General features: G+C 63.2%; 23 protein-coding genes. 5 read left to right on the top strand and 18 right to left on the bottom strand.

Annotation, left to right across the window (positions count from 1 at the left end; genetic code table 11):
• Window positions 1–87: 87 nt before the first annotated feature.
• The 15 genes from DBIPINDM_RS07145 to DBIPINDM_RS07075 all read right to left on the bottom strand — a co-directional run bounded on the left by DBIPINDM_RS07145 (window position 88) and on the right by DBIPINDM_RS07075 (window position 15,783).
• Window positions 88–2,457, bottom strand: coding sequence for a DUF1989 domain-containing protein (locus DBIPINDM_RS07145; RefSeq protein WP_258585073.1), 2,370 nt, complete (start codon window positions 2,455–2,457; stop codon window positions 88–90).
• Window positions 2,458–2,803: 346 nt separating this feature from the next.
• Window positions 2,804–3,427 carry a sarcosine oxidase subunit gamma gene (locus tag DBIPINDM_RS07140; RefSeq protein ID WP_258585072.1) on the bottom strand — a complete coding sequence of 208 codons (624 nt, stop codon included), beginning with the start codon at window positions 3,425–3,427 and terminating at the stop codon, window positions 2,804–2,806.
• A complete protein-coding gene (locus tag DBIPINDM_RS07135) occupies window positions 3,420–6,401 on the bottom strand; it encodes a sarcosine oxidase subunit alpha (protein ID WP_258585071.1) in 2,982 nt (993 codons plus the stop codon). The genes DBIPINDM_RS07140 and DBIPINDM_RS07135 overlap by 8 nt, the downstream gene beginning before the upstream one ends.
• Window positions 6,401–6,676: a sarcosine oxidase subunit delta gene (locus tag DBIPINDM_RS07130; protein ID WP_258585070.1), complete on the bottom strand. Its 276-nt coding sequence runs from the start codon at window positions 6,674–6,676 to the stop codon at window positions 6,401–6,403. Before DBIPINDM_RS07130 ends, DBIPINDM_RS07135 begins: the two co-directional genes overlap by 1 nt.
• Window positions 6,677–6,686: 10 nt before the next feature.
• Window positions 6,687–7,940, bottom strand: a complete 1,254-nt coding sequence (locus DBIPINDM_RS07125; RefSeq protein WP_258585069.1) for a sarcosine oxidase subunit beta family protein — start codon at window positions 7,938–7,940, stop codon at window positions 6,687–6,689.
• A 36-nt stretch (window positions 7,941–7,976) separates the two neighbouring features.
• Window positions 7,977–9,284 (bottom strand): type III glutamate--ammonia ligase, encoded by a 1,308-nt coding sequence (gene glnT, locus DBIPINDM_RS07120; RefSeq protein ID WP_258585068.1) that lies wholly within the window; start codon window positions 9,282–9,284, stop codon window positions 7,977–7,979.
• Between the two features lie 94 nt (window positions 9,285–9,378).
• On the bottom strand, window positions 9,379–10,707 hold the full coding sequence (locus DBIPINDM_RS07115; RefSeq protein WP_027034102.1) for an FMN-binding glutamate synthase family protein: 1,329 nt from the start codon (window positions 10,705–10,707) through the stop codon (window positions 9,379–9,381).
• Window positions 10,708–10,713: 6 nt separating this feature from the next.
• Window positions 10,714–11,445, bottom strand: a complete 732-nt coding sequence (locus tag DBIPINDM_RS07110; RefSeq protein ID WP_258585067.1) for a GXGXG domain-containing protein — start codon at window positions 11,443–11,445, stop codon at window positions 10,714–10,716.
• Window positions 11,446–11,449: 4 nt separating this feature from the next.
• Window positions 11,450–12,346 (bottom strand): class II glutamine amidotransferase, encoded by an 897-nt coding sequence (locus DBIPINDM_RS07105; RefSeq protein WP_258585066.1) that lies wholly within the window; start codon window positions 12,344–12,346, stop codon window positions 11,450–11,452.
• 85 nt (window positions 12,347–12,431) lie between these two features.
• Window positions 12,432–12,761, bottom strand: coding sequence for a hypothetical protein (locus DBIPINDM_RS07100; RefSeq protein WP_258585065.1), 330 nt, complete (start codon window positions 12,759–12,761; stop codon window positions 12,432–12,434).
• Window positions 12,758–13,447 carry a hypothetical protein gene (locus DBIPINDM_RS07095; RefSeq protein WP_258585064.1) on the bottom strand — a complete coding sequence of 230 codons (690 nt, stop codon included), beginning with the start codon at window positions 13,445–13,447 and terminating at the stop codon, window positions 12,758–12,760. Before DBIPINDM_RS07095 ends, DBIPINDM_RS07100 begins: the two co-directional genes overlap by 4 nt.
• A gap of 45 nt (window positions 13,448–13,492) precedes the next feature.
• Window positions 13,493–14,896, bottom strand: coding sequence for an APC family permease (locus tag DBIPINDM_RS07090; protein ID WP_258585063.1), 1,404 nt, complete (start codon window positions 14,894–14,896; stop codon window positions 13,493–13,495).
• Window positions 14,897–14,910: 14 nt separating this feature from the next.
• Complete coding sequence (locus DBIPINDM_RS07085; protein ID WP_095198794.1) at window positions 14,911–15,072, bottom strand: hypothetical protein; 162 nt, start codon at window positions 15,070–15,072, stop codon at window positions 14,911–14,913.
• Between the two features lie 33 nt (window positions 15,073–15,105).
• The gene (locus tag DBIPINDM_RS07080) at window positions 15,106–15,483 is read right to left on the bottom strand and encodes a hypothetical protein (RefSeq protein ID WP_202355418.1); all 378 of its coding nucleotides are present in this window, start codon (window positions 15,481–15,483) and stop codon (window positions 15,106–15,108) included.
• A gap of 12 nt (window positions 15,484–15,495) precedes the next feature.
• Window positions 15,496–15,783 carry a hypothetical protein gene (locus DBIPINDM_RS07075; protein WP_258585062.1) on the bottom strand — a complete coding sequence of 96 codons (288 nt, stop codon included), beginning with the start codon at window positions 15,781–15,783 and terminating at the stop codon, window positions 15,496–15,498.
• A 286-nt stretch (window positions 15,784–16,069) separates the two neighbouring features.
• Here DBIPINDM_RS07075 and DBIPINDM_RS07070 point away from each other — a divergent pair, with 286 nt between their 5' ends.
• The 4 genes from DBIPINDM_RS07070 to DBIPINDM_RS07055 are packed head-to-tail and all read left to right on the top strand — an operon-like array spanning window position 16,070 to window position 19,853.
• Window positions 16,070–17,203: an aminomethyltransferase family protein gene (locus DBIPINDM_RS07070; RefSeq protein WP_258585061.1), complete on the top strand. Its 1,134-nt coding sequence runs from the start codon at window positions 16,070–16,072 to the stop codon at window positions 17,201–17,203.
• Window positions 17,204–17,244: 41 nt separating this feature from the next.
• A complete protein-coding gene (locus tag DBIPINDM_RS07065; protein ID WP_258585060.1) occupies window positions 17,245–17,841 on the top strand; it encodes a dimethylamine monooxygenase subunit DmmA family protein in 597 nt (198 codons plus the stop codon).
• Complete coding sequence (locus DBIPINDM_RS07060) at window positions 17,838–18,803, top strand: PDR/VanB family oxidoreductase (protein ID WP_258585059.1); 966 nt, start codon at window positions 17,838–17,840, stop codon at window positions 18,801–18,803. Before DBIPINDM_RS07065 ends, DBIPINDM_RS07060 begins: the two co-directional genes overlap by 4 nt.
• Window positions 18,804–18,812: 9 nt before the next feature.
• Window positions 18,813–19,853 (top strand): heme-dependent oxidative N-demethylase family protein, encoded by a 1,041-nt coding sequence (locus DBIPINDM_RS07055; protein ID WP_258585058.1) that lies wholly within the window; start codon window positions 18,813–18,815, stop codon window positions 19,851–19,853.
• Window positions 19,854–20,013: 160 nt separating this feature from the next.
• On the opposite strand, the gene DBIPINDM_RS07050 is transcribed toward DBIPINDM_RS07055, so the two are convergent.
• Window positions 20,014–20,715, bottom strand: coding sequence for a helix-turn-helix domain-containing protein (locus DBIPINDM_RS07050; RefSeq protein ID WP_258585057.1), 702 nt, complete (start codon window positions 20,713–20,715; stop codon window positions 20,014–20,016).
• A 261-nt stretch (window positions 20,716–20,976) separates the two neighbouring features.
• Here DBIPINDM_RS07050 and DBIPINDM_RS07045 point away from each other — a divergent pair, with 261 nt between their 5' ends.
• The gene (locus DBIPINDM_RS07045) at window positions 20,977–22,335 is read left to right on the top strand and encodes an NAD(P)-binding domain-containing protein (RefSeq protein ID WP_258585056.1); all 1,359 of its coding nucleotides are present in this window, start codon (window positions 20,977–20,979) and stop codon (window positions 22,333–22,335) included.
• A 19-nt stretch (window positions 22,336–22,354) separates the two neighbouring features.
• Here DBIPINDM_RS07045 and DBIPINDM_RS07040 read toward each other — a convergent pair whose 3' ends face one another.
• Window positions 22,355–24,334, bottom strand: a complete 1,980-nt coding sequence (locus tag DBIPINDM_RS07040; protein ID WP_258585055.1) for an ABC transporter permease — start codon at window positions 24,332–24,334, stop codon at window positions 22,355–22,357.
• The gene (locus DBIPINDM_RS07035; protein ID WP_258585054.1) at window positions 24,331–25,398 is read right to left on the bottom strand and encodes a quaternary amine ABC transporter ATP-binding protein; all 1,068 of its coding nucleotides are present in this window, start codon (window positions 25,396–25,398) and stop codon (window positions 24,331–24,333) included. The genes DBIPINDM_RS07040 and DBIPINDM_RS07035 overlap by 4 nt, the downstream gene beginning before the upstream one ends.
• Window positions 25,399–25,473 lie beyond the last annotated feature (75 nt).

Below are 25,473 nucleotides of genomic sequence, written 5' to 3'. Positions count from 1 at the left end.
GCCGTGCACATCACGCTTGCGCGCGCACGCCGCAATACATCCTGCGGCACTGCCGAAGCGAGGGTTTGCCTGTCCGGAAAGCCGCGCTCAGGAGCGCGGCCTGGTCTTCTGCGGATCGTAATGGGCGAAGGCGACGACGCGCGCCGGCAGCCGCTTGGCGTGGCCGTCGAGCTTGCCGATCTCGACCTCCGTGCCGATGGCCGCATGGGTGACGTCGAGCCTGGCCAGCGCGATGTTCTTGTTCAGCACCGGCGAGCGCATGCCCGATGTGACGACGCCGATCTGGGCGCGGCCGACATGGACGCAGTCGCCATGGCCGACGGCGACATTGCTGTCGATGTCGAGCCCGATCAGTTTGTTCTGCGGGTTCTCCTTGCGCCGGATCAGCGCCTCGCGGCCGATGAAGTCATCGGTCTTGGTCTTCAAGGGCACGGTGAAGCCGATGCCCGCCTCGAACGGGTCGGTCTGGTCCGAGAATTCGTAACCGGCGAAGATCAGTCCCGCCTCGATGCGCACCATGTCGAGTGCCTGCAAGCCCATCGGCTTCAGCCCGTGCGGCTGGCCGGCCTCCCAGATGGCGTCGAACACTTTTTCGGCGTCGCGCGGATGACACCAGATCTCGTAGCCGAGTTCGCCGGTATAGCCGGTGCGCGAGACGACCACCGGAATGCCGTTGCCGCCACCGATCCGGGCAACAGCGAAACGGAACCATTCAAGCTCGTCAATCGACGGCTGCAATGGCGAGGTCCAGATCACCTCTCGCAGGATGTCACGGCTCTTCGGCCCCTGGACGGCGACATTGTGCATCTGGTCGGTCGACGAGCGCACCAGCACATTGAGACCGAGCTTTTTCGCCGTTTCGCGCAGCCATTCGCCGGACAGATCGTCGCCGCCGACCCAGCGGAAATTGTCCTTGCCGAGCCTGAGCAGCGTGCCGTCGTCGATCATCCCGCCATGCTCGTAACACATGGCGGAATAGACGACCTGGCCGACGCCGAGTTTTTTCACGTCGCGGGTCAGCGTGTATTGCAGCAGCGCTTCGGAATCCGGGCCGGTGACCTCGAACTTGCGCAGCGGTGACAGGTCCATGATCACGGCATCCTGCCGGCAGGCCCAGTATTCGTCGATGGGGCCTTGCCTGGCGAAGGAATTGGCCAGCCAGTAGCCCCTATACTCCGAGAAGTTGCGGGTGTGCTTGGCAAAGCTCGAATGAAAAGCGGTCTCGCGGGTCATTTTCGGTTCCGAATCGGGCGTCATGCGTCTGGCGATTGCTCGCGAGAATTTGTGCTGGCCGGAATAGGTCCGCACATGGATGTCGGTCAGATCCCAGCCATTGGCCGGCGTCGTATCGTCAGGGCAGGCCGAGGAGACGCAGACGATGTCGGTCAGCGCTCTGAGCAGCACATAGTCGCCGGGTCGCGACCATGGCTCGTCGGAGACCATGACGCCATGCGCGTCGATCGCCGTGTTGAAGAAGAAGTTGATCGCCATCCAGCCGGCGCGGGGATTGACGCCCTTGCCGACCAGCGCACCGTTGAAATTCTCCGAGCAGTTGGTGTGGCCGGGATAGCCGATGTCGTCGTAATATTTGGCAGCACAGGCGAGCGCGAAGGCATCATGCCGGCCGCATGTGTCCTGCACCACCTCGACCAGCGGCTCCATGTCCTGGTCGTAATATTTCGAGTGCAGGCCGGGCATCGGATAGCTTGATCCCATCAGCGTGCGCGTCGTCGTCACGTCGAGCGGATGGTCGAGGCCCTTGTCCAGCTTGCGCGCCGAAAAGCACTGGAAGTCGGTGCACTGGCGCCCTTCGACATCGATGATCTGCAGATAATCGCCGGCCTTGACGAAATAGGATTCCGCCGTCGCCGAATGGACGCGCAGATCGAGCACCGGATCGGCGAGGGGATCGGCAAGCTGCGATTTTGTTTTCAGGCGGATCGTGGCGCGGCGCACTATGACGGTGAGCGGCGTCGCCGTGTCGTGGCCATCGACGAGCATCGGCCCGCCGGGCGCGGCGATGACCATGGAGCCGTCACACGTGACCGTGAATGCTTGTTCCGTACCGGCAGGCGTGATGGCGCCGAACACGCGCACAGCCTTGGCCTGGTCGAGCTGCACCTGCCGGCGCGCAATGCCGCGCCGCAACGCGCCGATACTGTCGTCGCCCTCGGTCAACAACGCCTTGATGCCGGCGGCATTGCTGTTGGATTTCTCGCCGAAGATGCCGGGGTCGGTGGCGCCTGACTTGTCCCAGGCCAGCAACTCGCAGGCCTGGCCGCCCTCGACATTGCGAACCGTGATCGTGTCGCCGGCCTCAACCTCGATCAGCACCGCGCCATTGCCCTGGATCGTATAGCGCTCCATCCCCGGCGGCAGCGCGATCTGGCCGGGCCTCAGGATCAGGCTCGGGCGCGGCGCTCCGGCTGTGACTGTGGGGTAGGGCGACTGGCTCATCTCAGCCTTGCGGTTCGAGAAACAAGTTTGCCTGTGCGTGAAATTATTTTAGCAGCAAGAATAGCAGGGGCGTCGCGTTTGGCAAGGCGAAGGTGGCGGGCCGGATGTGAACAAAGGTATGAATTCGTTGCTCAGCCTTATCTTCCGAACGTCGGCGCCGCCCCTCATCTGGCTGCCGCCATCTTCTCCCCGTAAACGGGGCGAAGGACGCTCCGATCTCCGCTTTCGCCAATCACCAGCGCTGCGGAAGTGGCGCGGCGTAACGGCCAGCCTCTTTCTCCCCGTTCACGGGGAGAAATGCCCGGCAGGGCAATGAGGGGCGGCGCCGAGATCTACAATTGGCGATCTAAAATTCCTCGGAATGCTTGATATTGACGCCATACTCCGCAGCAGAATCGAGCATCGTATGCCACAGGCTCTCGGCAAAAGTCGCGAACACCAGGAGGTTGAACACCGCCTGCCCATCCGACCGATCATTACCCCGCCAGAGCGTGACGCTGGTATGATCCATCGAGGTCGCAGCAGCCGCACCGGTGGGGAATGCCGCCGGATGCAGATCGATTGATGACAGCTTGGCGAGCATCGTGCGCGCCTTGGCGCCGGAGATGCTGATCAGCGACCGTGCATGCGATTGGTCGGAGAGCGATGCCGATGCGGTAAAGGCAGGCGCAAGCGCTCCCGTCCCATGCTTGCCGCCCTTGGACAAGACAAAAAACTGGTCTGGCCCGGACCAGATCAACGTAGCATCCGCCGTGCCGACTGCCTTCGGCGGTTCCGGAGCTGCAACGCCGAACCTGCCCTTGGCAGTCTTGCTCATCTCCGCCGCTTTGCCGCGCCGCGCCATCACCTGGACGAGGTCGAAATTTCGCACCTCGGTCAGCGAGACGCCGGCATCGCCATGCGCACCATACGGTCCGGCAACAAGCGCCCGCTCAAGCGGACTGCGGATGTCCCAGGAAAATTCAGCCACGCTGGCGCCCTCCATCCGGATCGTAGAAGACGGGATTGCAGAGTTCGACATCATAGTCTTCGCCGCGTATCGGATCGTGCGCATGGACGATCTCGCCGATGCGTTCGCGGCCGCGCTCGACTAGAGCCAGCCCGATCCACTGGTCTGATGTCGGCGAGAAGCAGACCGAGGTGACATAGCCTTGGTCGTTGCCTGGTCCGGGTGTCTGCCCCTTCGGGATGATGTGTGCGCCGGAGCGCAGCCGGCGCGCTCTGTCCGTCGGCTTGATGCCCACCACGACCTGCCGGTCCGGCGCGACCAGCGCTTCGCGGCCGGCCATGACGCGGCCGATAAAATCCTTTTTGGTCGACATCATCTTGCCGAGGCCAAGATCGGCCGCCGTCGTCGTGCCGCTCAGTTCCGGTCCGGCGATGTGACCCTTTTCGATGCGCATGACGCCGAGCGCCTCGGTGCCGTAAGGCGTGACGCCGAACTGTCTGCCGGCCAGCATCAGATTGCGCGCCATCGCCTCGCCGTAGCGCGCCGGCACCGAAATCTCGAACGCCATCTCGCCGGAGAAGGAGATGCGGAACAGCCTTGCCCTGATGCCGCCGCGCAAAGCGATTTCCCGCGCGCCCATGAACGGGAAACCTTCATTGGAAAGGTCCTCGGCAGGGGCGACAATTTCCCGAAGCAGATCACGTGTCTTCGGGCCTGCGATGGAAAACTGCGCCCATTGGTCGGAGACCGAAGTCAGCTGCACATCGAGTTCGGGAAACAGCACCTGCCGGCAGAATTCGAGATGCTGCATCACCAGCCCGGCCTTGGCCGTGGTGGTGGTGAGGAAATAATGGTCTTCGGCCAGCCGCGACGTCGTGCCGTCATCATAGACGATGCCGTCCTCGCGCAGCATCAGCCCGTAACGGGCTTTTCCCACGGCGAGATTGGAGAAGGTGTTGATATAGACGCGGTCGAGAAAGGCGCCGGCGTCCGGGCCGTGCACGTCGATCTTGCCGAGCGTCGAGACATCGCAGAAGCCGACACCGCCGCGCACCGCCTTGACCTCGCGCGTCACCGAGTCAAGCCAGTCCTTTTCGCCAGCGCGCGGATACCATTGCGCCCGCTTCCAGAGACCTGTGTCGACGAAGACGGCACCCTGTTCGGCGGCCCAGTGATGCGAGGGCGTCAGCCGTGTTGCATGGAAAGTCTCGTCGCGGTGGTGGCCGGCGAAGGCGCCGATGGCGACCGGCACGTAAGGAGGCCGGTAGATCGTCGTGCCGGTCTCGGGGATGGATCGGCCGCTCACCGCGGCCATGATGGCGAGACCGGCGACATTCGAGGTCTTGCCTTGGTCGGTCGCCATGCCGAGCGTGGTGTAGCGCTTCAGATGCTCGACCGATTCAAAACCTTCGCGCTGGGCCAGTTCGATGTCGGAGGCGGTGACATCGTGCTGGTAGTCGACAAAGGCCTTGCCCTTGCTGGCGACGTGCCAGAGCGGCGTCAACGAAAAGGCTTCGTCGTCGGCGAGTGGCGCTGAGCCGGTCTTGCCGGCACGCCCGGCATCACGCGCCGCCGCAGAACCTGCGGCGAACCCTTCAGCCAGGCAGGCGCCAAGGCCGAAGGCACCGTTGGCGGCTCCGGCGGCGACCATGCCGGGAGGCGCGCCATCCGGGACGAAGGCGGCGATGTCGTCGCGCCATTTCGGCCGGCCGCGATGGTAGGAGGTCAGCCCGACCGCGGGATTCCAGCCGCCGGAAACGGCAAGCCCGTCGGCCTCGACTTGGGCGCGTGCGCCGCCGGTCAGCGACACCGCGATTTTCCTGACACCATCCTTGCCGCCTTCGACGCCGCTGACGGAGCCATGCAGCACTGTAAAGCCGCCCTTGGAGGCGAGCGAGCGGTGAGCGGGTGAGACGTCAGCCCGTGCATCGATCACCGCCGCGATCTGCAGTCCGGCACCGAGTGCCGTCTCGACCGTGCGCCAGCCATCCTCATTGTTGGTGAACAGCGCGATGCGCTTTGCAGGAGCGGCGGCGTAGCGTCCGACATAGGTTCGCATCGCCGAAGCCATCATCACACCGGGCGTGTCGTTGCCGGCGAAGACGATCGGCCGCTCAAGGGCGCCTGCGGCGACCACACAGCGCTTGGCCACGATCCGCCACAGCCGCTGGCGCACCTGATGCTCGGGCGGGGAGGGCAGATGGTCGTTGACCCGCTCCAGCGCACCATAGGTGCCGCCGTCATAGACACCGAACAGCGTCGTGCGGGTCATGATGCGGACATCGGGCATTGCTGCCAGCTCAGCCTGCGTCCGTGACAGCCATTCGGTGGCCGGTAGGCCATCGATCGTACCGCCATCCGACAGCAAGCGGCCGCCAAGCGTGAAATCTTCCTCGCAGAGAATGACGCGGGCACCGCTGCGGCCGGCGGCGAGCGCCGCGGCAAGGCCGGCCGGACCGGAACCCGCTATCAGCACATCGCAATGCGCCCAGGCCTTGTCGTAGTGGTCGGGATCGGCAACGCCCGCAGCGCGGCCAAGGCCGGCGGCGCGGCGGATCGCCGGCTCGTAGATCGCTTCCCAGAATTTCGCCGGCCACATGAAGGTCTTGTAGTAGAAGCCGGCAACGAAGATCGGCGCGAACAGCTGGTTGACCGACATCACGTCGTGGCGCAGCGACGGCCAACGGTTCTGGCTGGCGGCTTCCAGCCCCTCGTAGAGCTCCGCCGTCGTTGCCTTGGTGTTCGGCTCGCGCCGGGCGCCGGTGCGCAGTTCGACCAGCGCGTTGGGTTCTTCCGAGCCAGCGGTCAGGATGCCGCGCGGGCGATGGTATTTGAACGAGCGGCCGACCAGCTTGACGCCATTGGCAATCAACGCCGAGGCGAGCGTGTCGCCCTGGAAGCCGGAAAAGCTCTTACCGTCGAAACGGAAGTTCAGCGGCGCCGAGCGGTCGATGAGACCGCCATTGTCCAGCCGGTTTGTCTGTGCGCCGGCCATCACGCGCCAACCTTCGCGGCACCGGCACCGGCCGCCGGTTCGATCGCCGAAATCTCATGCGTCAGCGTGTTGCGGGTGACCTTCAGCCACGCCCGGCAGCCGCCGCCATGATACCAGTTCTCGCTCATCACGCCGGCGATGTTGTCGCGCAGATAAACGTAGTCGAAGACCTCATCTTCCGAAGCGCCAGCCACCGGCCGCACCGGTTTGGCGTCGCCGAGATAGGTGAACTCGCCGAGTTCGCGTTCGCCGCAGAAGGGACAGGTGATGCGCATGTGACCGTCCTCAGTGCAGGTTCGGTTGGGCGCCCTGGCCCTTTTCGTCGATCATGGCACCAGTCCGGAAGCGGTCGAGGCGGAACCGTGCTGCCTCCTCGTGCGGCGTGTCGCGGGCCAGCAGATGGGCAAAGACAAAGCCGGAACCCGGCGTTGCCTTGAAACCGCCATAACACCAGCCGGCGTTGAGATAGAGCCCGTCGACCGGCGTCTTGTCGATGATCGGCGAACCGTCCATCGACATGTCCATGATGCCACCCCACTGGCGCAAAAGCCGCACGCGGCCGATCATCGGCATCAGCGCCATGCCGCCCTCGCAGACATCCTCCATTACAGGCATGTTGCCGCGCTGGGCGTAGGAATTGTAGCCGTCAATGTCGCCGCCGAAGACCAGTCCGCCCTTGTCGGACTGGCTGACATAGAAATGGCCGGCGCCAAAGGTCATGACTCCGGGGATCAGCGGCTTGATCGCCTCGGAGACGAAGGCCTGCAGCACATGGCTTTCGATCGGCAGGCGCAAGCCCGCCATCGCCGCGACGCGCGACGAGGATCCGGCGACGGCCATGCCGACCTTGCCGGCGCCGATCTTGCCACGCGAAGTCTGGACCCCGGTCACCTTGCCATTGGCGTCCCTGACGAAACCAGTCACTTCGCAATTCTGGATGATGTCGACGCCGAGCCCGCTCGCCGCATGGGCATAGCCCCAAACCACGGCGTCGTGCCGCGCTGTGCCGCCGCGTCGCTGCAGCAATCCGCCCTGCACGGGGAAACGCGCATTGTCGTAGTTCAGGAACGGTATCATCTTCTTGACCGCGGCGAGGTCGAGCAGTTCGGCATCGATGCCGTTGATGCGCATCGTGTTGCCGCGCCGCGCATAGGCATCGCGTTGCGCATCGGAATGGTAGAGGTTGATGACGCCGCGCTGGCTGACCATCGAATTGTAGTTGAGATCCTGCTCCATGCGCTCCCAGAGCTTCATCGACAATTCGTAGAAGCCGGTATTGCCGGGCAGGCCGTAATTGGAGCGGATGATGGTGGTGTTGCGGCCGGCATTGCCGGAGCCGATCCAGCCTTTTTCCAGCACGGCGACATTCTTGATGCCGTATTCGCTGGCGAGGAACCAGGCGGTGGCCAGGCCATGGCCGCCACCGCCGATGATCACCACGTCGTAGCGATCCTTCGGCGTGGCGTCGCGCCAGGTGCGCTGCCAGTTCTTGTGGCCGGACAAGGCGGCACGGGCGAGCGAGAAGATCGAGTATTTCATACGTTCATTCCGAGGTCGCTCGCCCCAAACCGGACATCAGATATCCAGCGTGTGGTCGCGCTCCCATTGCGTGAAGTGCGAAGCATAGGAATTCCATTCCTGGTGCTTCAGCTTTAGATAAGCCGACGAGAATTCCTCACCCAGCGCCGCCTTGAGCGATTTGTCCTTGTCGAACTCGCGCAGCGCGTCGAGCAGGTTGAGCGGCAGTTTTGGCGCGCCCTTCACCGTGTGCCCGTGCTGGTACATGTCGATGTCGTAGCGCTTGCCGGGATCGGCCTTGGAGCGGATGCCGTCCAGACCAGCGGCAATGATCACCGCCTGCAGCAGATAGGGGTTGGCGGCACCATCGGGCAGCCGCAGCTCGAAGCGGCCGGGTCCGGGCACGCGCACCATGTGGGTGCGGTTGTTGCCGGTCCAGGTCACCGTGTTCGGCGCCCAGGTCGCGCCAGAGATCGTGCGCGGTGCGTTGATGCGCTTGTAGGAATTGACCGTCGGGTTGGTGATGGCGGCCAGGGCCGAGGCGTGCTTCATGATGCCGCCGAGGAAATTCTTGCCCTTGGCCGACAGGCCGAGCTCCATCGAATTGTCGGCAAAGACGTTGGTCTTGCCAGCCTTGTCCCACACCGAGATATGGGCATGGCAGCCATTGCCGGTCAGGCCCTGGAAGGGCTTTGGCATGAAGGTGGCACGCAGGCCGTGCTTTTCGGCGACCGACCTGACCATGAACTTGAAGAAGGAGTGCTTGTCGGCGGTCGCCAGCGCGTCGTCGAAGGCCCAGTTCATCTCGAACTGGCCGTTGGCGTCCTCGTGGTCGTTCTGGTAGGGGCTCCATCCCAGCGCCAGCATGTGGTCGCAGATCTCGGCGATGACGTCATAGCGGCGCATCACCGCCTGCTGGTCATAGCAGGGCTTTGATGCCGTGTCGTACTGGTCTGATATGACGCTGCCGTCCGGCGAGATCAGGAAGAACTCGGCCTCGACGCCGGTCTTGACATGCATCCCGTCGCCGGCGGCCTCCGCGATCAGCCGCCTCAGCGTGTTGCGCGGCGTCTGGTCGACCTCTTTGTCGTCCATGATGCAGTTGGCGGCGACCCAGGCTACCTCTTTCTTCCATGGCAGCTGGATGACCGAGTCCGGATCCGGCACCGCCAGCATGTCGGGATGCGCCGGCGTCAGGTCGAGCCAGGTGGCGAAACCGGCAAAGCCGGCGCCGTCCTTCTGCATGTCTGATATCGCCTGTGCCGGCACCAGCTTGGCACGCTGGCCACCGAACAGGTCGGTGTAGGAAATCATGAAATATTTGACGCCGTTCTCTTTGGCGAATGCGGCGAGATCGTTCCCCATTATAGTTCCTCGCTTATGGTATTTTGGATGTGCTGTTTCTTGGCTTGAGCATGATCTTTTCCGAAAACCGGATTCCACTTTTCGGGATCATGCTCTAGAAGCCGTTCTTCCCCGGTATCCAGTTGGTGCCGGCGAGCGGCACGCCGGCCATGGCGGCGGCTTCGATGGTGAGCGCGACGAGATCCTCGGGCTCGAGATTGTGCAGGCTGTTCTTGCCGCAGGCGCGGGCAATGGTTTGAGCCTCCAACGTCATCACCTTGAGGTAGTTCGCCAGCCGGCGTCCGGCCGCCACCGGGTCGACCCGCTTCATCAGCTCAGGGTCCTGCGTGGTGATGCCCGCGGGGTCGCGGCCCTCATGCCAGTCGTCATAGGCGCCGGCTGTGGTGCCGAGCTCGTTGTACTCCGCCTCCCAGCGGGGATCGTTGTCGCCGAGCGCGACCAGCGCCGCGGTGCCGATCGAGACCGCGTCGACGCCGAGCGCCAGCGCTTTGGCGACATCGGCGCCGTTGCGGATGCCGCCGGAGATGATCAGCTGCACCTTGCGGTGCATGCCGAGATCCTGCAGCGCCTGCACGGCCGGCCGGATGCAGGCGAGCGTCGGCTGGCCGACATTCTCGATGAACACTTCCTGCGTCGCCGCCGTGCCGCCCTGCATGCCGTCGACGACGACGACATCGGCGCCGGCCTTCACTGCCAGCGCGGTATCATAATAGGGGCGGGCGCCGCCGACCTTGACGTAGATCGGCTTTTCCCAGTCGGTGATTTCGCGTAGTTCGAGGATCTTGATCTCGAGATCGTCCGGGCCGGTCCAGTCGGGATGGCGTGAGGCCGAGCGCTGGTCGATGCCCTTCGGCAGCGTGCGCATCTCGGCGACGCGGTCGGAAATCTTCTGGCCAAGCAGCATGCCGCCGCCGCCGGGCTTGGCGCCCTGGCCGACGACAACTTCGATCGCATCGGCCCGGCGCAAATCGCGCAAATTCATGCCGTAGCGCGAGGGCAAATATTGGTAGACCAGTTGCTTGGAATGGCCGCGCTCTTCCTCGGTCATGCCGCCATCGCCCGTCGTGGTCGAGGTGCCCGACAGCGTCGCGCCGCGCCCGAGCGCTTCCTTGGCCGGCCCGGACAGCGAGCCGAAGCTCATGCCGGCAATGGTGATCGGGATTTTCAGCTCGATCGGCTTCTTGGCATGGCGCGAACCGAGCACGACTGAGGTGTCGCAGCGCTCGCGATAGCCTTCCAGCGGATAGCGCGAGATCGAGGCGCCGAGGAACAGCAGGTCGTCGAAATGCGGCAGCTTGCGCTTGGCGCCGGCGCCCCGGATGTCATAGATGCCGGTCGCCGCGGCGCGGCGGATTTCGGAAAGCGTGTAGTCGTCGAAGGTCGCGGATTTGCGCGGCGTCGTCGGCGGGTTGCGATAGGTCATGCTGCCTCAATACGCGTCGGCGTTGTCGATATTGAAATTGTAGAGCGTGCGCGCCGAGCCGTAGCGCTTGAACTCCGACGGCTTGACGCCGGTGACACCGGAGCGGTCGAGCAGGCCCTGCAGCAATTCCAGATGCTCGGGCCGCATCTCCTTGGCGATGCAGTCGGCACCCAGGCTGTCGACCTTGCCGCGCACGAACAGCCGCGCCTCGTAGATGGAATCACCGAGCGCATCGCCGGCATCGCCCAGCACCACCAGATTGCCCGACTGCGCCATGAAGGCCGACATGTGGCCGATATTGCCGTGCACGACGATGTCGATGCCCTTCATCGAAATGCCGCAACGCGACGAGGCGTTGCCCTCGATGACCAGCAGACCACCCTTGCCGGTGGCGCCGGCATATTGGCTGGCGTCGCCTTTGATCGTGATCGAGCCCGACATCATGTTCTCGCCGACGCCGGGTCCGGCCGAGCCATGCACGGTAATGGTGCTGCCGGAATTCATGCCGCCACAGTAGTAGCCGACGCTGCCGCGCACATCGATGGAGACAGGCTGGTCGACGCCGACGGCGACCGAATGGCTGCCCTTCGGGTGCAGCACTTCCCATGCTGTTTCATTGGAACCGGGCGTCAGATTGTGCAGCGCCTGGTTGAGCTCGCGCAGCGACGACACATCGAGATCGAAGATACGAGAGGCGTGGTCGTGCGTCGCCGCCTTTGAAAGTTTGGTTGCCGGCATGAACTCAATGCTCCCAGAAATAGACGGTTGCGGGTTCCGGTTCCCAGACCCTCGCATTGTCTATGCCGGGCAGTTTGGTCAGCGCGCGATATTCCGAGCCGAAGGCGACATACTGGTCGGTCTCGGCCATGACGGCGGGCTTGCAGGCGATCGGGTCGCGCACCACGCCAAAACCGTTCTTGGTGCCGACGACGAAGGTGAAGAAGCCGTCGAGGTCGGAGAGCGTGCCTTCCAGCGCCTCGCCGAGATTCTTGCCATGCGCCATCTGCGAGGAGAGGTAGGCGGCCGCGACTTCAGTATCGTTCTCGGTCTCGAATTTCATGCCCTCGCGGATCAGCTCGCGGCGGACATTGTTGTGGTTGGAGAGCGAGCCATTGTGCACCAGGCACTGGTCGGCGCCGGTCGAGAACGGATGCGCGCCCATCGTCGTCACCGCCGATTCCGTTGCCATGCGGGTATGGCCGATGCCATGCGTGCCGGTCATCTTGCGGACGTCGAAGCGATCGACGACCGCTTCCGGCAGGCCGACTTCCTTGTAGATCTCGACGACATCGCCGGCGCCCATGATGCGGATGTCGGGACGCAGCGCCTGGATGGTCTCGCGGGCCTCATCGATCCTGTCAGGGCTGGTCCTGACGACGGCATGGGTCGACTTCACCGCAATGCTCACCGGCACACCGAGCGCCTTGGCAAGCTCGGTATCGAGGTCGCGAAAATCACGCGCGGGTTTCGCCGACTGGATGGTGATCTTGGCTTCGTTCTTGGAAGGGGCGCCATAGATGGCGATGCCAGCACTGTCGGGGCCGCGATCGCTGAGCGAGACCAGCATCTCCGACAGCATCGCGCCGAGCTTTGGCTCCAGCGACTTGTCTTTCAAAAACAGTCCGACAATTCCACACATGTCAGCCTCCCGGCGTTTGTAGCTAAGAGATGATGTACCGAATGCGTTGCACGAATTCAATCACATGAAAAAAATTTTCCTGTAGTTACCTATGCGGCGTGATGCCGCCGTCCGAATTATCGCTGTCTCGCGCGGCATTGTGAACCCACCGGGCATGGCGGATGCGGGCGAGCTTGTAGGCGTCGAGGATCGATAGCGCATAGATCAAGAAGCCGCCGGCATGACGGCCGATGAAGCTGGCGTCTGCCGGCGCGATCTTGGCGGTGACCCAGGCCAGGATCACCATGAAGAATAGAAACTGCAGGCCACGCACCGGCACACCCAGAATGACATGTCCGCTGCCTGGCAGCACGATTGCGGCGCCCAGGACGAGATACGGGTTTGCCGGTGCGGGCGAGGTGTCTGAACTGGTCATGCGGCTTGCCGTTCGCTTTGGTTGATGGCGTCGCGCAGCGCCGAGAGGGATACGAGCAGCCGTTGGATCAGCGCCGGATCGATCTGCGCGTCGCCAAACGCGGCCTGCCGGAAAACGCCGTAACGCGCCCGCTCGGCCTCGGCCAGCAGCCAGACGATGCGCACGCCGTTTGGGGTGATCAGCAATTCCTTGGCGCGCCCCTCCGAAAAGGGCTCCAGATGGTCGGCGATGATGCCTTGCGGGAAACGCGTGCCTCGGCGGTCGGTCCGCAGCACCGCCTCGGCGGGAAAGCCGGGCGCCTTGGGCAGCGTATGCTGGAGATGGTCGAAATTGGAGAAGGTCGTCGGCGAGCCCGGCCGCATCATCATGTCGAACGTGGCTGGCACAGCGACCTTTTCGGTGATCGAAACGCTGAGCCAGCGGGCCGGGAGTTTTCGTGTCGCCAGCGTATCGACGATGGTTCGCAGCTGAACGCGTTGGCCGTTCCACGAGCCTTCCCAGGTGACGACGCCGGCGGTGCCGTCCGAAACATCAGCGGCGTCGGCAATGACGGTGCGGATGCCGGCCGCGTCGGCGGCGAGCGCCACTAATGCCCTGTTGCGGCTGCGGCGCGCCAGCCACGCAAGGTGAAGGGCGAGAGCCAGGACAATGCCCCCGACAAGCAGTGCTGATGTCACTTCGGACATTTTGTCATGTCCGGCCCGCCAAGGATCGGGGCGGGCCGTCTCCCATCAATAGCCCTGCGGTTTCGGCCACGGCATGGTGAACTGGTCGCCGCGCCGCACGAATTTGTAGCGGTAGAAATGGAACCACAGCGAGATCAGGAAATAGAAGATGGTCATCGCGATCAGCTGCGAGCCAAAGCCGAGGAAGATGGCGAAGAAGGTGACCACGCACAGGCAGAACAGCACGATCGCCGGCAGCGGATGGAAGGGGTGCGTGTAGCCGCGGCGGATCGTGCCGAGCGGCCACTTCTTGCGGAACATCATGATGTTGATGCTCATGAAGGTGTATTGCAGCACGCCCGACAGGATCGAGAAGGTGATCGCCTGATTGAGGTCGGCGATGAAGGCGAAGGCGAGCGCTATCGGCAGCAGGAACAGGATCGAACGGTAAGGCGTGCGGTATTTCGGATGCACCGCAGAGAACCAACTCGGCAGATAGCGGTCGCGGCCAAGCGAGAACCAGGCGCGTGCTGCGTCGTTGATGCAGCCATTGGCCGAGGCCAGCGCCGCCAGCAGCGTGGCGATGAACAACAGATTTTCCAGCAGCGGGCTGCCGGTCAGCTTGCCGGCGTCCCACAGCGGGTAATAGGTGATGCCGAGATATTCCCAGGGCATCAGCGAGGCGCAGACGTACCAGGTCATGGCGGCGGCGATCAGAAGCGTGATCATGCCGGCCATCGTGCCATAGGGCAGGGAGCGGGCCGGCGAGCGCACTTCCTCGGCGGCCTGCGTGGTGCCCTCGATGCCGAGATAGTACCAGATGCCAAACTGGAAGGCGGCGATGACGCCGATCCAGCCATAGGGGAGCGCATTGCCCGGCGTAACCAGCTCATTGAGCTTCAACACCGCCCCTTGCGTCCACGGGCTTACCGAGAAGAACAGGATGACGATCGAGATATAGGCGATTGCCGTGATGACGAAATTGACGTTGAGCGTCATCAGCACGCCGCGATAGTTGAGCCAGGCCAGCACCACGATGGTGGCGGCGATGAACGAATTGTGGGTGAGCCCTTCGACGCCGGCCTTGGCAACGATCGTGTCGCCGAGCAGGATCGCGTCCGAAACCTCCAGCATCGTGTAGGCGAACACCAGGAACAGCGCGACATTGAAGGCCATCAGCGGTCCGACGATGTGCTTGGCCTGCGCATACTGGCCGCCGGCGGCGGCGACCGTCGACGTCACCTCGGAATCGATCATGGCGACCGAGGTGTAGAGCAGCCCGACGATCCAGCAGACGATCAGCGCGGCCAGCGCGCCGCCCTTGTCGGCGGAAAAATTCCAGCCGGTGAATTCGCCGACCAGAACGATGCCGACGCCGAGCGCCCAGACATGGGCGGGGCCGAGCACCCGCAGCAGCGAGACCCTGTCGCCATTTGTTACCGAACCCGCCGTTTCAACCGCGACCGTCATTGTTCAATCCCCACTCAGATCCGGTGTTTTTCGGAAACGGCCTCAAGCTCGCCTTCACGCGACGAGGTCAGAACGTCCTCGGAATAGGTCGTGTCGACCTTGAACCAGTCGTAGAGCATCCACAAAGCGAGCACGACCGAGATGCCCCAGCATGCGTAAGAAAGTGAAATCCACATGGTGCGTCTCCCGATTGCCTGTCTTCGGAACTCTTACTTGTCGTCGAACTTTTCGTTGATGACGTCGCGGTATTCGCGGTCGGATGCGCGAAACAGGAAGACGAAATAGCCGATCAGCACCGCCGCCATGATGATCAGCGTCGGCCAGTCGATGACATAGTGGAAGCGGTTCTGGATGACGTCATGCGCGGTCTCGGGCGTGTAGCCGAGCTTCTCCCAGATCGCGGCCATGGTCGGGTTCTGGCCAAGCGCTTCCCAGGTCTTGGCGTCGAGCGCGTCGATGGATTTGGCGGCTCCGGCAAGGCCAAGCTTCAGCGGCAGCCACAGCGCCACGAAGATGGCGACCACCACGACGACGATATCGAAAACCTGGCCGGCCTTGCTCTGCTCCGGCGGCGTGTAGCGCGGCATGTTCTTGACCCCTCAGGAGTTGCGGTTGCGGGCCGCGTCGGCATTCTTGATGTCGAGCCCGTAGATGAAGTCCTTGTCTTCCTTGTAGTGTTTGACCATCGCCAGGATCGCGGCAGTGTTGAAGATCAGCACGGCGGCGGCGGCAATTGCGACGACGGCCTTGATGCCGCTGTCTGGAATGTACGGCCATGTCATGAAGAGGACGAAGAGGATCGTCGCCCACAGGCAGATGATCAGCAACGCGGATCCGCGCAAGTCGGAGCGATACAGCGCTTCGATGCGCTGCTGCAGGTCTGACATCGGTTTTCCCCTTTTTTCCGACGTCCGGTTCCGAATCCACCGTGCGCCGCTCTCTTTCAAGAGAGTGAAATTTTTTTCATAAATTCAGACCGTTTCCGGCAATTGTCAAGACGAATTTACGTTGAGTTAACCGTTTGCTCGGAGCGGGCAATTTTGCCTGACAATGAAATTATTTGCTTTCAGGGGATTGCGGCTCCCTCACGTTTGCGATCATTATTCAAGCCAAAGCTCCGGCCTCCGAGCCAAGGAGCAGGGAACAATGGATTTTTGAACGGAGGACGAGCGGATGACGGCATCCTGGAGATTTTCGACCCTGGCGGACCGCCACCGCGCGCTGGGTTCGAAGCTCGAAGACTGGAGCGGCATGGGCACCGCCTGGACCTACGACAAGGACGCTGACGAAGAGTACATTGCTATCCGCACCAAGGCCGGGCTGATGGATGTGTCGGGCCTGAAGAAGGTCCACATCACCGGGCCGCATGCCTCGCATCTCATCGATCTCGCCACCACGCGCGACGTGGAAAAGATATATCCGGGCAAGTCGGCCTATGCCTGCATGCTGAACGAGGCGGGAAAATTCACCGACGACTGCATCCTCTACCGCACCGGCCCGAACGCCTGGATGGTGGTGCATGGTTCGGGCACCGGCCATGAGGAATTGCAGCGCGCTGCGATGGGCAGGGACGTGTCGCTACGCTTCGACGATAATCTGCATGATCTGTCGCTGCAGGGGCCGACCGCGGTCGATTATCTGGCCAAGCACGTGCCGGGGATTCGCGACCTCAATTATTTCCATCACATGCAGACGCAGCTGTTCGGCTTCCCCGTCATGATCTCGCGCACCGGCTACACCGGCGAGCGCGGCTACGAGATCTTCTGCCGCGGCCAGGATGCCGGCACGATCTGGGACAGGATTCTCGACGAGGGCAAGAGCGCCGGCATCATCCCGTGCCGCTTCACCACGCTCGATATGCTGCGCGTCGAAAGTTATCTGCTGTTCTATCCCTACGACAATTCGCAAAAATATCCGTTCGAGAATGAAGGCCCTGGCGACACGTTGTGGGAACTCGGCCTCGACTTCACCGTCAGCCCCGGCAAGACCGGTTTTCGCGGCGCCGAGGAGCACTACCGGCTGAAGGGCAAGGAGCGCTTCAAGATCTATGGCGTGCTGCTCGACGGCAAGGAGCCGGCCGACGAGGGCGCACCTGTCTATCGCGGCGGCAAAAAGGTCGGCGTGGTGACCTGCGCCATGTATTCGCCACTGGTCAAGAAATCGATGGGCATCGCCCGCCTCGACGTCGACTGCGCCGTCAAGGACACCAAGCTCGAAATCCGCAACAAGAGCGGCTCGATCAAGGCGACGGCGCAGCCACTGCCGTTCGACGATCCCAAAAAGACCAAGCGTACCGCCAAGGGTTGAGGCATCATCAACAGCGAGGGATTTTAAGGCACAAAGCGAGAATGGCAGCCAAGACCATCATCAGCCGGCCCATCTACGGAACCCTGTCTCCGCAGCCCGGTAAGCACCATCTTTTCGTGGCGGATGCGGAAGGCGCGCTGGCCATCCTTGACATGGCCAGGGTGGCTCCGCCTGGTTTCTTCGACGGGGCTGAGATCGTCTTCATTCCCGGTCCCGACGGCAAGCATGTCGCAGCTCTCGAAGCGCTGAAGCCGGCGCAGTTTCATCAGGCGCCGTCCTTCGCCAGCCTGCTGCCGCGCCTGAAGCAGACGCTGAGCAACGCGCATATGGGCTTGCGCCTCTACCTTGCCGGCACCGAAGGTCTGATCGGGCAGGCGATGCAGGTGGCGCTCGAAGCCGGCATAGACCACACCTCGATGCAGACAGAACATCGCGGCTCGCTGGCGCGGCGCATGCAATGCGTGCACTGCAAGGGCATCACCGAGAACGTGACGACACAGCCGGCCACCTGTTCGCATTGCGGCCTGCTGCTTCTGGTGCGCGATCATTATTCCCGGCGCCTCGCTGCCTTCCAGGGTGTCTGCATCAATGCCGAGGATCGCTCGGAGATTCCTCCAATGGAGGAGGCCTCCCCATGAGCACTGGCACCACCAAACTCGATGTCGTCGTCAGCGACGTCGTTCCGGTCAACGAGCTGGTCACACGCTTCCATTTCCGCCGGCGCGACGGCGAGCTTTTGCCGACCTTTTCCGGCGGCGCCCATGTCGTGGTTGAGATGCGCGACGGCGACCGCACCCGGCTCAATCCCTATTCGCTGATGGGCTCGCCGCTCGACACGCGCGAATACACCATCTCGGTGCGTCGCGACGATGTCGGCCGCGGCGGCTCGCTGTTCATGCACAGGTCCGTCAAGCCGGGCCTCGAGATGGTGATCAGCTATCCGGTCAATCTGTTCTCGCTCGATCTCAGGGCAAAAAAACACCTGATGCTCGCCGGCGGCATAGGCATCACCCCCTTCATGGCGCAGACCGCGCAACTGGCGGGGGAGGGCGGTAATTTCGAACTGCACTACACCTGCCGCACCGCCTCGCTCGGCACCTATGCCGACGTGCTGCGGGAGCGCTACGACAGGCGCATCAGGCTCTATCACGACGACCGTGACGAGAGCATCGATCTCGACCGCTTGCTGTCGACGCAGCCGCTCGGCACGCATCTCTATGTTTGCGGCCCGGCCGGGATGATCAACTGGGTGCGCGACCGCGCGGCAAGCTTGGGCTGGCCATCGGAGGCCGTGCATTTCGAGCATTTCGCTGCACCCCAGCCCGGCCTGCCCTTCGACGTGACTTTAGCCGTCAGCGGCAAGTCGATCCGCGTCGGCGAGCAGCAGAGCCTGCTCGAAGCCATCGAGGCGGCCGGCGTCGATCCGCCCTATCTCTGCCGCGGCGGCGTCTGCGGCCAGTGCGAAACCAACGTCATCTCATACGATGGCAAGTTCATCCACAACGACCACTGGCTGAGCGAGGAAGACCATCGCTCCGGCTGCAAGATCATGCCGTGCGTCTCGCGCTTCGAAGGCCGGTCGCTGGTGCTGGAGCGGTAGGAGGAAATCATGGGCATCACCTTTCGCAAGGAAACGTTCCGCGACGATTTCACCTTCAGGAACAGCCCGGAGCACATCAGGCGCTTCCCGTTCCCGTTCCATGAAGACGCCTACATGTATGCGGTCAACATCGAGCCGCATGTCGTCGGCCCGAAGGGCAGCGTGCTGGAAAACCTGATCGACGTCGACGAGCATTATGTCGCCGAGATGCAGGACCGCGCTCTGGTGCTGGCCGAGGACCCGCTGCGCTGCCAGTCGCTGCCGCACATGACCTTGGCCGGCTGGGACCTGCTCGAACTTCTGATGGAGCAGCAGGCGCTGGGCTATCCCGAGCATTTTACGCTGACCCGCGACGGCGACCGCTGGCGCTGGATCAACCGGCCCCTCGGCATCGACGACACCTTCACCTTCGGCGACACCTCGACGCTGCCTTACGGGCCGATGGAATACATCACCCGCCAGAGCCAGGGCGATTTCTGCATACTCGACCAGCGCGACGGTAATCTGTGGATGGATGCCGGCATGGTCACCACCCAAGCCGACTGGTCGCTCGATTTCGACATTGGCATGAACTTCTTCGAGTGGCACGCGCCGGTGCCGCTGGCGCATGAGAAGGGCATTTTCGTCAGGGCGCTGAAATTCCTCACCAACATCCAGCAAGGCAAGCCGGCGCGGCGCCTGAACTGGACGATGACCATCAATCCGCGCCTCGACACCAGCCCCGAAAATTATCACAAATGGGGTCCGGACCGGACCACAGTGACGCCGGAGAATGTCGGCGACAAGGTGCATCTGCGCGTCGAATTGCAGAGTTTCTGGCGGCTGCCGCGCTCGAACGGCATCGTCTTCCCGATCCGCTGCTATCTGATCAAGATGGACGAACTGGTGACGCAGCCGAAATGGGCACGCCGCCTGCACCGCGTCATCCGCGACCTGCCGGAGGAACTCGCCACCTACAAGGGCCTAACTCGGTATAGGCCGACGCTGGTCGAATGGCTGTCGAAGCTGGATGATGGGAGCGCGACATCGCCGGGGTTTGGGCCGGATTGAAGCAAGGCCCCCTCATCCGGCCCTTCGGGCCACCTTCTCCCGAGGGGAGAAGAGATCGCCAACGCTAGCTCCTCTCCCCTCGGGGAGAGGTCGGATTGCCCCGAATTGCCCTTCGCAATTCGGTCTTGGCAATCCGGGTGAGGGGGCTGCGGCGGTCCGACTAACCCGCGCTGTTCTGCGGGTAGCAAATAATCGACAAATACCGCATCGGCAGTTTCGTCAGTTGCTCCGGCCCGTGCGGCGCGTCGGCGTCGAAGAACAGGCTGTCGCCGGGCTTCATCGGATAGAGGTTGCTGCCGTGCCGGTAAACGACTTCGCCTTCCAGCATGTAGAGAAACTCCATGCCCTCATGCTGGAAGGTCGGGAAGACATCCGAATCCTCGGTCAGCGTGATCAGATAGGGCTCGACCACCACGCCGCTGGTGTTCGAGCCGATATGGCCGAGCAGATTGTACTGGTGGCCGGCGCGCGTGCCGCGGCGCTCGACATCGAGGCCTTCGCCGGCCTTGACGAAGACGGCACTGCGCTCCTCCTCGAAGCGGCGGAAGAAGGCGGTGACGGGAACGCCGAGCGCCCGCGACAGCGCCTGCAAGGTGGTCAGCGACGGCGAGGTGATGCCGTTCTCGATCTTCGACAGCATGCCCAGCGAAATGTCGGTGGCGACAGCGAGATCGGCGACGGTGATGCCGAGCTTCTTGCGGAACGCCCGCACCTCACGGCCGATCGCCACCTCCAGCACTTTTTCGCGGGTGTCGCGGATGGCGTGCGGATTCTGCGTCAGCGGTGCCCGGATGGTCTTGCCGTCGGCCGAGACCTTTGGCTTGGCGCCGGCAGCCTTGGGATTGGAACTGTCTTTCGCCATGTCGCCCCCGGACGTCGCGGATTTATTTCACTCAAGGTGAACATCAGAGGTGGCGATACAGCAGCGAGGCGGCGTCGGCAAGCCGTCTTAAGTCCCACCTGCCGATCCCATGAATTCTGCCAGCGAAGGTTTTTCGCCAGGAATCCTTTGCGCGCAAACGCCGTTCCCGCAGATGTCTGTTGACAGCACCGAAGGGCCAATTAGTGTCACTGTCAGTGAAATTTGTTTCGCTGGGGAAATCAAAAAGAGGAGGCCCTGGAAATGAAAACTCGCGTTGCCGTCATCGGCGCCGGACCGTCCGGCCTGGCACAGCTCAGGGCCTTCAAGTCGGCTGCCGACAAGGGCGCCGACATTCCTGAAATCGTCTGTTTTGAAAAGCAGTCGGACTGGGGCGGCCTGTGGAACTACACCTGGCGCACCGGCCTCGACGAGCATGGCGATCCGGTGCACGGCTCGATGTACCGCTACCTCTGGTCGAACGGACCGAAGGAGTGTCTGGAATTCGCCGACTACTCTTTCGAGGAGCATTTCGGCCGGCCGATCGGTTCCTACCCGCCGCGCGCCGTGCTGTGGGATTACATCAAGGGCCGCGTCGAAAAATCAGGGCTGCGCAAATGGGTGCGCTTCAACAGCCCGGTGCGCATGGTCACCTTCTCGGACGAGACCAAGAAATTCACCGTCACCGCGCATGACCGCACCAACGACGTCACCTACTCCGAAGAGTTCGACAACGTCGTCGTCGCTTCCGGGCATTTTTCGGTGCCCAACGTTCCCTATTTCGAGGGCTTTTCCACCTTCAACGGCCGCATCCTGCACAGCCATGATTTCCGCGACGCCATGGAGTTCAAGGGCAAGGATATCCTGATCATCGGCCGCTCCTATTCGGCCGAGGACATCGGCTCGCAATGCTACAAATACGGCGCCAAATCCATCACCTCCAGCTACCGCTCGAAGCCGATGGGCTTCAAATGGCCTGACAATTGGAAGGAGGTGCCGCTGCTGCAGAAGGTCGTCGGCAAGACCGCGCACTTCAAGGACGGCTCAACCAAGGATGTAGACGCCATCATCCTGTGCACCGGCTACCTCCATTCCTTCCCCTTCCTCACCGACGACCTCAAGCTCAAGACCGCCAACCGCATGTGGCCGCTCGATCTCTATGAAGGCGTCGTCTGGGAGAAGAATCCAAAACTGTCCTATATCGGCATGCAGGATCAGTTCTACACCTTCAACATGTTCGACGCGCAGGCCTGGTTCGCCCGCGACGTCATCATGGGCCGCATCAAGCTGCCCTCGGCCGAGGCGATGGCCGCGCATGGTGCCAAATGGCGAGCGCGTGAAGAGACGCTGGAAGACGCCGAGCAGATGATCTGGTTCCAGGGCGATTACACCAAGGAATTGATGGACCAGACCGACTATCCCGGCTTCGATGTCGAAGCGGTCAACCAGACTTTCATGGAGTGGGAACACCACAAGGCGGAAGACATTATGAGTTTTCGCGATCACGCCTACCGCTCGCTGATGACCGGCACCATGGCGCCGCTACACCATACGCCCTGGCTGCAGGCGCTGGACGATTCCATGGAGAGCTATCTCGAAGTGAAGGGCGTCGCGGCGGAGTAGTCGCAGCGCATCGTCCTGCCTATCCCAGTCTTGCCCGCGCCTTCGCCGTCCAGGCGTTGAACAGCCGGTCGGCGACGATGCCGATGAAGGCTATTGCCAGGCCGGCGACGATGCCGCGGCCGGAATCGGCCTTGGACAACGCGATGAACACCTCCTGGCCGAGATCGCGTGTGCCGACCATGGCGCAGATGATGATCATCGCCAGCGCCATCAGGATGGTCTGGTTGACGCCGAGCATGATCTCGGGAAGCGCCAGCGGCAGTTGCACGCGGAAGAATGTCTGGCGCGGCGTGCAGCCCGACACCTTCGCCGCCTCGATCAGCGCCGGCGGCACCTGGCGGATGCCGTGATTGGTGTAGCGGATCGCCGGCACCACGGCGAAGGCTATCGTTGCGATCATGGCGGTGACGTCGCCGACGCGGAACAGCATCACCACCGGGATGATGAAGCAGAAGGATGGCAGCACCTGCAGCGTGTCGATGATGGGCGTGACGGTTTTCTCGAAGCGGTCGCTGCGCGCTGCCATCAGCCCGATCGGGATGCCGATCAGGCAGGCGATGAAGGCCGAGATGCCGCAGAGATAGACGGTGGCCATGGTCTTTTCCCACAGGCCGGTGATGGCGCAGAAGGCGGTCAACGCCGCGACCAGGGCCGCCAGGCGGAGGCCTGAGAGCTGATAGCCGGCGAGGCCGAGCAGGAACACCGCGCCCAGCCACGGAAAGCCTTCGCAGAAGGCTCGAATCGGGTTGAGCACATTGAGGATCAGCGCCACGCGAAAGGCTTCGATAGCATCGAAGAAGTTGATCGTCACCCAGTTCACTGCCGCCTTCCACAGCGGCGCGGTGGTGAAGGTGATCGCCTTCGGCACCGCCGCGAAAGCCGGCACGAACAGGCCGAGCAGCGTGGTGACGGCAAGGATGGCGATGGCCAGCGTCAGATGGGGGTAGCGCCGCCAGAAGTTTGAGTTCAGCTCCCGATGGACATGGCCCTTCGCCTGCTTGTGCGCGATGGCCTGGCTCAGCCGGTCGAGCGCTATCGCCAGCGCGACGATGGCGAGGCCGGCTTCCATCGCTTCGCCGACCTTCAGCGCGCGCAGCGCCAGAAGCACATCGTAGCCGAGGCCGCCGGCGCCGATCATCGAGGCGATGATGACCATGTTGAGCGCCAGCATGATGACCTGGTTGACGCCGACCATCAGCGTCGGCCGCGCCGAGGGCAGCAGCACCCGCCACAGTTTCTGCCGCGCCGTGCAGCCGGCCATGTCGCTGAATTCGCCGATTTCCAGCGGCACGCGGGCGAGGCCGAGCATCGTCGCGCGCACCATCGGCGGCGTGGCGAAGATGGCGGTGGCGATCATCGCCGACACCGGGCTGTTGCCGAACAGGAGCAGCATCGGGATGAGATAGGCGAAGGTCGGGATCGTCTGCATCAGATCAAGGGCAGGGGAGACGATGAGCCTTTCTGCCCACGGCTTGCGCCAGGCCCAGATGCCGGCGAGCAGGCCGGTGACGATGCAGAACGGCACGGCGATCGAGATTAGCGCCAGCGTCAGCATGGCGCTGGTCCATTGGCCGAACAGCGCGATGTAGAGGAAGCAGCCGCCGACCAGCAGGCTGAGTTTGCGACCACCCACGGCATGGCCAGCGAGGAAGGCGGCAGCGCACACCCCGACCCAGGACAGGCGCGGCAAGACATAGGCATCCGCGCCGTGGCCGATCTTGAAGTTCTTGGCGAGCAGATTGAGCGCGAAATCGAGCGGCACGCCGAGCACTGCGGTGATCGAGCGCGTCAGCCACGACAGGTTCGACTTGATCCAGCCCATCAGCGCGCTGACCCCGTCGGCGACCGGCACGACGGCACTGGCCGGATAGTCGACAGCCCAAGGGACGCTGTCCTGCAGCAAGAACACCGTGAGCACCGCGGCAAGGGCGAGCGCCCAGACCAGTAGCCAGCGCTGAAGCGGCGGCCTGGCCTCGCTGGCGCTTGCCGTTACCGTCATGCGCCGGCTCTCTCGATGCCGGCCAGCAGGTCGATGACCGCTTGCGGCGTCACCTCGCCGATCGGCTTGCCGGTGCCGTTGACCACGGCGAAAGGCTTGCCGGTGGAAACGATGCTGGCCGAGAAGCTGGCGATCTTGGCATCGGGCGAAACCGTGCCGCCATGCTCGGCGCCATCGCAGGCGCGCATCAGGCTGCGCGCCGAAATCACCTTGGCGCGGTCGACGTCGCGGGTGAACTCGGCGACATAGTCGGTCGCCGGATTGACCACCAGTTCCTCCGGCGTGCCGATCTGGATGACCTCGCCATCCTTCATGATGGCGATGCGGTCGGCGAGCCTTATGGCCTCGTCGAAATCATGGGTGATGAAGACGATGGTCTTGTGCAGCATGGTCTGCAGCCGCATCAACTCGTCCTGCATCTCACGGCGGATCAGCGGATCGAGCGCGGAGAACGGCTCGTCGAGGAACCAGATCTCCGGCTTCGTCGCGAGACTCCGGGCGATGCCGACGCGCTGCTGCTGGCCGCCGGACAATTCGCGGGGATAGAAATGCTCACGGCCGCGCAGGCCGACGAGTTCGATGACCTCGCGAGCCCGCGCCTCACGTGTCGCTCGGTTTTGCCCCTGGATGCCGAGCGGAAAGGCGATGTTGTCGAGAACATTGAGATGCGGCAAGAGCGCGAAATTCTGGAACACCATGCCCATGCGATGGCGGCGCAATTCGATGAGTGCCGCGTCGGAAATCTTGAGCAGGTCCTTGCCTTCGAACTCGACCTTGCCGTGGCTCGGCTCGACCAGCCTCGACATGCAGCGCACCAGTGTCGACTTGCCGGATCCCGACAGGCCCATGATGATGAAGATCTCGCCCTGACGGATTTCGAGATCGACGGCGCGCACGGCGCCGACCAGTCCGGCAGCAGTGACATCGGCCATGCTGGCCTTGCCGTCGCGCTCGCGGATGAAATTGGCCGCGTTCGCTCCGAACAGTTTCCAGACATTGCGGCATGCAAGTTTTATCGGACGGCTATCCGTGCCCGGTTGCGCCGATCCCTGTTCAGTCGTCATCCAATCGTCCTTCTGGAGCATCAAGACTTGAGGCCCGGCCGATCAACAGCCGGGTCTCGCGTTTCCAGTCGGAAC

The organism is Mesorhizobium sp. AR02 (genome assembly GCF_024746835.1).
Classification (GTDB): Bacteria; Pseudomonadota; Alphaproteobacteria; order Rhizobiales; family Rhizobiaceae; genus Mesorhizobium.
This window is presented reverse-complemented; position numbering and strand designations above follow the sequence as displayed.